Raw genomic sequence first — 8,642 nt, forward strand, 5'->3', positions numbered from 1 at the left:
TTTCCCTTTATCGGCCAAAAGCACCACGATGACCCAATCCCCACAGCAAGGCTTCGTCCTCACCCGTCATTGGCGGGATACACCGGCCGGCGTGTCGGTGGAGCTGTGGCTGGCAACCGATAATGGACCACAAAAAGTTATTCTACCGCCGCAGAAAGCAGTGGCCTTTTTGCCCGCGGAGCAGCTTCCACAAGCTGAAAAACTGCTGCATAGCGAACGTCATGTGGAAATCAAACCATTGCCGATGAAGGATTTTCATCATCGTCCCGTGGTCGGCGTCTATTGTCACAGCTATCGCCAACTGATGAACCTTGAAAAGACATTCAAGGAACATGGAATCACGCTGTATGAGGCCGATATTCGCCCACCGGATCGCTATCTGATGGAGCGTTTCATCTGTGCTCCGGTGTGGTTTTCTGGCCATCAGGATACTCAAGGCGTTTGGCGTAATACCCAATTGAAACCGAACCCCTCCTATCGCCCCACGCTTAAGCTAGTCTCGTTGGATATCGAAACCACCATGCACGGTGAACTCTATTCCATCGGGCTTCATGGCTGTGGCCAGCGCGTGGTGTATATGTTGGGGCCAGAAAACGGTGATGCCAGTCAGTTAGATTTCGAACTGATCTATGTCAACAGTCGTCCTCAGCTATTAGAAGCGTTAAATCAGTGGATAGCGCAGCACGATCCTGATGCGATCATCGGCTGGAACCTGATCCAATTTGACCTACGCGTATTGCAAAAACACGCCGAACGCTACGCGATACCGCTGCGTTTAGGACGCGGTGGCGACGTTTTAGAATGGCGAGAACACGGTTTTAAGCAAGGGCATTTTTTTGCCTCTGCCACCGGCCGGTTGATTATTGACGGCATTGAGGCGCTCAAAAGCGCATTTTGGAATTTCCCTTCGTTCAGCTTAGAAAACGTTTCACAAACGCTGTTGGGCGAGGGTAAAGCCATGGACGATCCTTACAGTCGGATGTCGGAGATCGACCGACGCTTTCGCGAAGATAAGCCAGCGCTGGCTCATTACAACCTGAAAGACTGTGAGCTAGTGACCCGCATTTTTGACCATACGCATTTGATGACGTTTTTGCTTGAGCGTGCGACGGTCACTGGCCTGAATGCTGACCGTAACGGTGGCTCCGTCGCCGCATTTACCCATCTCTATCTGCCACGTATGCATCGCGTCGGATTTGTCGCGCCTAATCAGGGTGATTTGCCAGAAGAGGCGAGCCCCGGCGGCTTTGTGATGGATTCTCGCCCCGGTTTGTATGACTCCGTGTTGGTGTTGGACTATAAAAGCCTGTATCCCTCGATTATCCGTACGTTTCTTATCGACCCCGTCGGCTTAATTGAAGGTTTGCGACAACCAGACGACGCGCACTCTATCTCCGGTTTTCGCGGTGCGCGCTTTGCCCGTGCACAGCACTGTTTACCAGACATCGTTAGCCAAATCTGGCAGGGGCGCGAAGCCGCCAAACGAGAGAAGAATGCGCCGCTCTCACAGGCGTTAAAGATCATCATGAACGCCTTTTATGGTGTGCTTGGCTCAAGCGGTTGCCGCTTCTTCGATCCGCGTTTGGCATCATCGATCACCATGCGCGGACACGAAATTATGCGCCGCACCCGAGAGTTGATCGAGGCTGAAGGCTATCCCGTGATTTACGGAGATACCGACTCGACCTTTGTGTGGCTTAATCGGGCGCACGACGAACAGCAAGCCGCCGCCATTGGACAACATCTCATTACCGTCGTAAACCAGTGGTGGAAAGAGCATCTTCGCACCGAATACGGTTTAGAAAGTGCATTAGAATTAGAATATGAATGTCACTATCGCCGCTTCTTAATGCCAACCATTCGCGGTGCCGAACTGGGCAGTAAAAAACGCTATGCAGGGCTTAAAGGCGATGAAATGGTGTACAAAGGAATGGAAACCGTGCGCAGTGACTGGACGCCTTTGGCACAGCAATTTCAGCAAGAACTGTATCAACGTATTTTCCTCAAACAGCCGTATCAGGAGTTTATTCGTGATTATGCGGCTCGTCTGATGAACGCTGAATTCGATGACAGACTGGTTTATCGTAAACGCCTAAGACGAAAGCTGAGCGATTACCAGCGTAACGTCCCACCTCATGCGCGCGCGGCGAAAATTGCCGATGAATATAACCGCGAGCTCAATCGTCCGTTGCAGTATCAAAACGGCGGCTGGATTAGCTATGTCATCACCACCGCAGGGCCGGAGCCGTTAGAGTGCCAACGTGCGCCCATTGACTACGATCATTACCTCTCGCGCCAGCTTCAGCCGGTCGCCGATGCTATTTTACCCTTCATGCAGGATGACTTTTCTACGCTGGTTGCTGGTCAGCTTGGACTGTTTTAATTCAGACAAATCTTTTTTGGGGGTGACGAAAGCGCTGTCATCCATTAACATAGCGGCCTTCCCTCATTTCAAATATTGACTTCATTGCTTATTCAAAGCAACGAAGCGGCCTGCTATCGCTAATTAATGTAGGCCAAGTGAAAATCACTTACCCACGGCAGCGCCTGCTGCCTACGCAGTAGTTGTTCAATCATCAGTGTTCAATACATAAAAAGTTGAGTCGATAATCTATGCCATTTACCTTAGGTCAACGCTGGATCAGCGATACGGAAAGCGAATTAGGATTAGGAACTGTGGTCGCATTGGATGCGCGCATGGTGACATTGCTTTTCCCTGCGACCGGTGAAAACCGCCTTTACTCACGTAATGACTCCCCAATTACTCGCGTTATGTTTAACCCGGGTGACACTATCACCAGCCATGACGGTTGGCAGTTGAAGATAGATGAAGTCAAAGAGGAAAATGGTCTGCTGATCTATATCGGCACCCGATTGGATACTGAAGAAGCTAACGTCGTGATGCGCGAAGTATTACTCGATAGCAAGTTGACCTTCAGCAAACCTCAAGACCGCCTGTTTGCCGGACAAATCGACCGTATGGATCGCTTTGCTCTGCGTTTTCGTGCGCGTAAATATCAAAGCGAGCAGTTCCGCCTGCCGTGGAGCGGTCTGCGCGGCATGCGCGCCAGCCTGATCCCTCATCAGTTGCACATTGCGTATGAAGTCGGCCAGCGTCACGCGCCGCGTGTTTTATTAGCCGATGAAGTGGGCTTGGGTAAGACCATCGAAGCAGGGATGATTATTCATCAGCAACTGCTAGCCGGTCGCGCAGAACGCATCCTGATCGTGGTGCCTGAAACTCTACAGCACCAGTGGCTGGTCGAAATGCTGCGCCGCTTTAACCTGCGTTTCTCGCTGTTTGACGATGCACGTTATTCAGAAGCCATGCTGGATGCCACCAACCCGTTTGAAACCGAACAGATGGTGATTTGCTCCCTAGACTTCGTGCGTCGCAACCGTCAGCGTTTAGAGCAGATGGCCGATGCCTCTTGGGATCTGCTCGTCGTTGACGAAGCGCATCATCTGGCCTGGAGCGAAAATGCTCCTAGCCGCGAATATCAGGTGATTGAACAGCTTGCCGAGCACATTCCGGGCGTACTGCTACTGACAGCAACTCCTGAGCAATTAGGCCAAGAGAGCCACTTCGCACGTCTGCGTCTGCTCGATCCAAACCGCTTCCATGACTATCAGGAATTCGTCAGCGAGCAGCAGAAATATCGTCCGGTGGCTGACGCTGTCACCCTGCTGCTCAACGATGGTCATTTGACCAACGAAGAGCTCAATATGCTGAGCGAAATGATCGCCGAGCAAGATATTGAACCGTTACTGAAAGCGGCTAACGCAGGCGGCACCGGCAGCGTAGATGCGCGCAACGAGCTGGTCAAAATGCTGATGGATCGCCATGGCACTAGCCGCGTGTTATTCCGTAATACCCGTCAGGGCGTGAAAGGTTTCCCACAGCGTGAGCTGCACCAAATCACCCTGCCGTTGCCTTCTCAGTATCAAACCGCGATTAAAGTGTCCGGCATTATGGGCAGCAAGAAAACGGTTGAAGCCCGCGCGAACGATATGCTGTACCCAGAGCGTATTTATCAGGAATTTGAGGGCGAAAACGCAACCTGGTGGAACTTCGATCCACGCGTTGAGTGGCTGATGAACTTCCTGACCTCACACCGCGATGAAAAAGTGTTGGTGATTTGTGCTCAGGCGGCTTCAGCGGTCAATTTGGAACAGGTACTGCGTGAGCGTGAAGCGATCCGTGCCGCCGTATTCCATGAAGGCATGACCATCATCGAACGTGACCGTGCAGCGGCCTACTTTGCATCACAGGAAGAAGGCGCACAGGTGCTGCTGTGTTCTGAAATTGGTTCCGAAGGACGTAACTTCCAGTTTGCTCACCATTTGGTGATGTTCGATCTGCCGTTTAACCCTGATTTGCTGGAACAGCGTATCGGTCGTCTGGACCGCATTGGCCAGAACCACGACATCAAAATTTTTGTTCCTTGCCTGGAAAACACCGCGCAGTCAGTCTTGGTTCGTTGGTATCACGAAGGTCTAGATGCCTTTGAGCACACCTGCCCAACCGGTCGCACCATCTATGACAGCAGCTATCAAACGCTGTTGGGCTATTTAGCGGCGCCTTCTCAGTTGGAAGGCTTTGATGACTTCATCAAAGCGTGTCGTACTCAGCACGATGCGTTGAAAGCGCAGTTGGAGCAAGGGCGCGATCGTCTGCTAGAAATGCATTCTAACGGCGGTGACGCGGCTCAAGAACTGGCAGAAGCCATTGCCGACCAAGATAACGATGTCGGTTTGGTTAACTTTGCGCTGAACCTGTTCGACATTGTTGGTATCAATCAGGACGATCAGAGCGACAACATGATCATCCTCACGCCGTCAGAACATATGCTGGTACCTGATTTCCCTGGTCTGCCGCAGGATGGTTGTACCGTGACTTTTGACCGCGAACAGGCTCTGTCGCGTGAAGACGCTCAGTTTATTAGCTGGGAGCATCCGATTATTCGTAACGGCTTGGATTTAATCCTCTCCGGCGATACCGGTAGCTGCGCCGTATCCTTGCTGAAGAACAAAGCGCTGCCCGTTGGAACACTGCTGCTGGAAGCTATTTATGTGGTCGAAGCTCAGGCACCGAAGCATCTGCAACTGACCCGCTTCCTGCCACCAACGCCGGTGCGTATGCTGCTCGATGCCAAAGGTACTAATCTGGCGGCTCAGGTCGAGTTTGAGAGCTTTAACCGTCAGCTGAACTCGATCAACCGCCATACCTCCAGCAAGCTGGTCAATGCCGTTCAGCCGAACGTGCACGCTATGCTACAGGCAGGTGAAGCATTGATTGGTGAACAAGCGACTGCGTTGATCAACGAAGCGAAGCGCGAAGCAGATGAAAAACTGAGCGCCGAGTTAGCGCGTTTGGAATCCTTGAAAGCCGTTAACCCGAATATTCGTGATGACGAGCTGGAAACGCTGGAGTTCAACCGTCGTCAGGTCCTTGAGAATCTGGATCAGGCAGGCTGGCGTCTGGATGCGATTCGCCTCATCGTGGTGTCACATCAATAATGGCTTCTTCTGAGAACCATAAGGGTGTTTTGCATAACACCCTTATTAACTCCGTCGCCAGTGGCGGTGATCTGGCGCTACCGGCGATAAAGTTGGGGGAATACTTCCCCGCGCTCGAACCTTGGCTGCACGTGTTGTATCAAGATGACCACATCATCGTGGTCAACAAACCCAGCGGGTTACTGTCCGTTCCCGGTAAAGCAGAGGAACATAAAGACAGCGTGATGACGCGCGTTCAGGTCGATTTTCCTATCGCCGAGTCAGTGCATCGTTTAGATATGGCGACCAGCGGCGTTATTGCCGTGGCGCTGACGAAAGCCGCTGAACGTGAGCTCAAGCGCCAATTTCGCGAACGCGAGCCGAAGAAGAGCTATATCGCGCGTGTTTGGGGACATATGGAGCACGATGAAGGTCTGATTGATTTGCCTTTGATTTGTGATTGGCCGAACCGCCCTAAGCAGAAAGTGTGTTTTGAGCATGGTAAGTCGGCGCAAACTCAGTATCAGGTACTCAGTCGTGATGCTGATGGTTCGACCCGCGTCAAGCTTACGCCCATCACGGGACGTTCACATCAGCTGCGAGTGCATATGCTGGCGTTAGGCCACCCCATTCTGGGCGATAAGTTCTACGCTCACCCAGAAGCTAAAGCGATGGCTTCACGGTTACAGCTTCACGCACAAGAATTACAGATCACGCACCCAGAGTTTGGCACACCGATGCATTTCCGCTGCGAGCCTGATTTTTAATCCCCTCCTCATCCGGTGGCTCTGTGAGCCACCTCCTATACCCATCATCTTGTTAGGGTTATAGTCCTTCGCGGTCATTCGATTTTCCTACCGCACTTTTTTGCTGTGGGTTTTCTATCTACTAATCATTCGCCCGGGTCCGGGGAAGGAATAGCCATGTCTCTTATCAATGAACTGCCCGCCATTTTCGATCATTTTTCCGATGCCCGCCGTCAGGGCTTTCTTACCGTATTAGAACTTAAAGAACAGAATATCCCGCTGGTTGGCACCTACTGTACCTTTATGCCACAGGAGATCGCGCTGGCTGCCGGTGCGGTTGTGGTTTCGCTTTGTTCCACCAGCGATGAAACGATTGAAGAAGCCGAGAAAGATCTGCCACGTAACCTGTGTCCGTTAATCAAAAGTAGCTACGGATTTGGCAAAACGGATAAATGCCCGTATTTCTACTTTTCTGATTTAGTGGTGGGAGAGACGACCTGCGACGGCAAGAAAAAAATGTACGAATACATGGCGGAATTTAAGCCTGTACATGTGATGCAACTCCCTAATAGCGCCGATGACGCCGCCTCGCGCGCGCTGTGGCGCAGCGAAATTTTGCGCTTGCAGTCAGCCTTGGAACAACAATTCAACTGCACCATCAGCGAACAAGACTTACGTGCAGCAATTACGCTAAAAAACCGCGAACGGGCCGCCTTGTCGTCGTTCTACCGTCTAGGACAGCTTAATCCGCCCGCGCTCTCCGGTAGCGAAATTCTCAAGGTGGTATATGGCGCAACGTTCAAATTCGATAAAAATACCCTGATAGATGAGCTCAATGCATTAAGCGAAAAAGTACGCAGCGAATACCAACAAGGCAAGCGGTTAGAAGATCGCCCACGCATACTGATCACCGGCTGCCCGATTGGCGGGGCGGCAGAAAAAGTGGTACGAGCAATTGAAGAAAACGGCGGTTGGGTCGTTGGATATGAAAACTGTACCGGTGCTAAAGCTACCGAAATGCAGGTAAGTGAAGAAGGCGATGTCTACGATGCGTTAACCGATAAATATCTCGCCATTGGCTGCTCCTGTATCTCTCCGAATACCCAGCGTTTAACCCTGCTTAGCCAAATGATTGAAGAATATCAGGTAGATGGCGTCATCGACGTGATCCTTCAGGCCTGTCATACCTACGCCGTGGAATCTTTAGCCATTAAGCGCCATGTTCGCCAACAGCATGATGTTCCTTATATGGCGATAGAAACGGATTACTCCAATTCAGATATAGGCCAGCTCAATACTCGCGTAAGTGCGTTTATCGAAATGCTGTAAGGAGCGCATGTGAGTTTAAGTATTGGTATTGATTCAGGCTCAACGGCGACCAAAGGGATCTTATTGAATGGTGCAAACGGAGGACAGATTCTGCGCCGTTTTCTCGCTCCGACTTCATTTCGTCCACAGGAGGCTATTGAGCAAGCATGGTCACAACTGTGTGAAGGCCTCACCGAGCGCCCGCATCTTACTCTCACTGGCTATGGGCGTGGCTTGATAGATTTTGCCGATAAGCAAGTCACTGAAATCACCTGCCACGGCGTCGGTGCTCGGTTTCTGTGCTCCGAAGCGCGCACCATCATTGATATCGGCGGGCAAGACAGTAAGGTCATTCATCTGGATGAGGAGGGAAAACTGACCGACTTTCTGATGAATGACAAATGTGCGGCTGGGACAGGCCGTTTTCTGGAAGTCATATCACACACCCTTGGCGCACAAATTAACCAGCTTGACGAATTAGTCACAGGCGTTGCTCCGCATGCCATCTCCAGTATGTGTACCGTGTTTGCCGAGTCTGAAGTCATCAGCCTACGTTCGGCGGGTGTCGCACCTGAGTCCATTCTATCGGGCATCGTTTACTCTATGGCGCGCCGCAGCGCCAACTTTATCGGGCGATTAGGCGTACATCCACAGGTGCTGTTTACCGGTGGCGTTAGCCGCTGTAACGCATTTCGTCAGCATCTGAGCGATACGCTCAATACGCCAGTGGCGACGCACTCCGACGCTCAATTTGCGGGAGCGATAGGCGCGGCGCTAATGGGGTGCCGCCAGAAAAAGAGGAGGAGTCATGCAGGATGAATTTCTGTTTTTATTCCACAGCACGCTAGGCGTGGTTCGCTTAAAAAAACGGCTTCAGGCTCAGAATCGAGAATTCAAAGTCGCGGATATTCCACGCCAGCTCAGTAGCGGCTGCGGGTTGAGTATTCGGCTGAGCTGCACGGCGACAGAATTAGCACAATGGTGGGTAGACGGAGAAACCTCCGCTATTTTTCGTTGCGCCGAAGGGAGATATGTCCCCGTCTCGCCGCCGTCTTTCGGTCAATGAACGTAAAAAAGCCCGCGAATGCG

Annotated in this window: 6 protein-coding genes; all 6 read left to right on the forward strand. The window is 51.8% G+C overall.

The window, feature by feature from the left end; genetic code table 11:
* The first annotated feature begins 28 nt into the window (after window positions 1–28).
* The 6 genes from RSC70_RS20595 to RSC70_RS20620 all read left to right on the forward strand — a co-directional run bounded on the left by RSC70_RS20595 (window position 29) and on the right by RSC70_RS20620 (window position 8,619).
* Entirely contained in the window at window positions 29–2,383 is a 2,355-nt protein-coding gene (locus RSC70_RS20595) for a DNA polymerase II (RefSeq protein ID WP_039185749.1), read from the forward strand.
* Window positions 2,384–2,613: 230 nt separating this feature from the next.
* The gene (gene rapA / locus RSC70_RS20600) at window positions 2,614–5,520 is read left to right on the forward strand and encodes an RNA polymerase-associated protein RapA (RefSeq protein ID WP_008814622.1); all 2,907 of its coding nucleotides are present in this window, start codon (window positions 2,614–2,616) and stop codon (window positions 5,518–5,520) included.
* Entirely contained in the window at window positions 5,520–6,266 is a 747-nt protein-coding gene (gene rluA, locus RSC70_RS20605) for a bifunctional tRNA pseudouridine(32) synthase/23S rRNA pseudouridine(746) synthase RluA (protein ID WP_008814623.1), read from the forward strand. Before rapA ends, rluA begins: the two co-directional genes overlap by 1 nt.
* Window positions 6,267–6,422: 156 nt before the next feature.
* A complete protein-coding gene (locus RSC70_RS20610; protein ID WP_064572845.1) occupies window positions 6,423–7,574 on the forward strand; it encodes a double-cubane-cluster-containing anaerobic reductase in 1,152 nt (383 codons plus the stop codon).
* 9 nt (window positions 7,575–7,583) lie between these two features.
* Window positions 7,584–8,372 carry an acyl-CoA dehydratase activase gene (locus RSC70_RS20615; protein ID WP_175320363.1) on the forward strand — a complete coding sequence of 263 codons (789 nt, stop codon included), beginning with the start codon at window positions 7,584–7,586 and terminating at the stop codon, window positions 8,370–8,372.
* Window positions 8,362–8,619: a DUF3343 domain-containing protein gene (locus RSC70_RS20620; protein ID WP_008814626.1), complete on the forward strand. Its 258-nt coding sequence runs from the start codon at window positions 8,362–8,364 to the stop codon at window positions 8,617–8,619. The genes RSC70_RS20615 and RSC70_RS20620 overlap by 11 nt, the downstream gene beginning before the upstream one ends.
* Window positions 8,620–8,642: the final 23 nt, after the last annotated feature.

Origin of the sequence: Hafnia sp. (genome assembly GCF_036648275.1) — a bacterium.
Lineage (GTDB): Bacteria > Pseudomonadota > Gammaproteobacteria > Enterobacterales > Enterobacteriaceae > Hafnia > Hafnia alvei.

What these genes read in the sequence shown, in the direction of transcription:
- RSC70_RS20595 (WP_039185749.1), top strand. Translation starts at nt 29, where the DNA reads ATGACCCAATCCCCACAGCAAGGCTTCGTCCTCACCCGTCATTGGCGG.
- RSC70_RS20620 (WP_008814626.1), top strand. Translation starts at nt 8,362, where the DNA reads ATGCAGGATGAATTTCTGTTTTTATTCCACAGCACGCTAGGCGTGGTT.
- rapA (WP_008814622.1), top strand. Translation starts at nt 2,614, where the DNA reads ATGCCATTTACCTTAGGTCAACGCTGGATCAGCGATACGGAAAGCGAA.
- RSC70_RS20610 (WP_064572845.1), top strand. Translation starts at nt 6,423, where the DNA reads ATGTCTCTTATCAATGAACTGCCCGCCATTTTCGATCATTTTTCCGAT.
- rluA (WP_008814623.1), top strand. Translation starts at nt 5,520, where the DNA reads ATGGCTTCTTCTGAGAACCATAAGGGTGTTTTGCATAACACCCTTATT.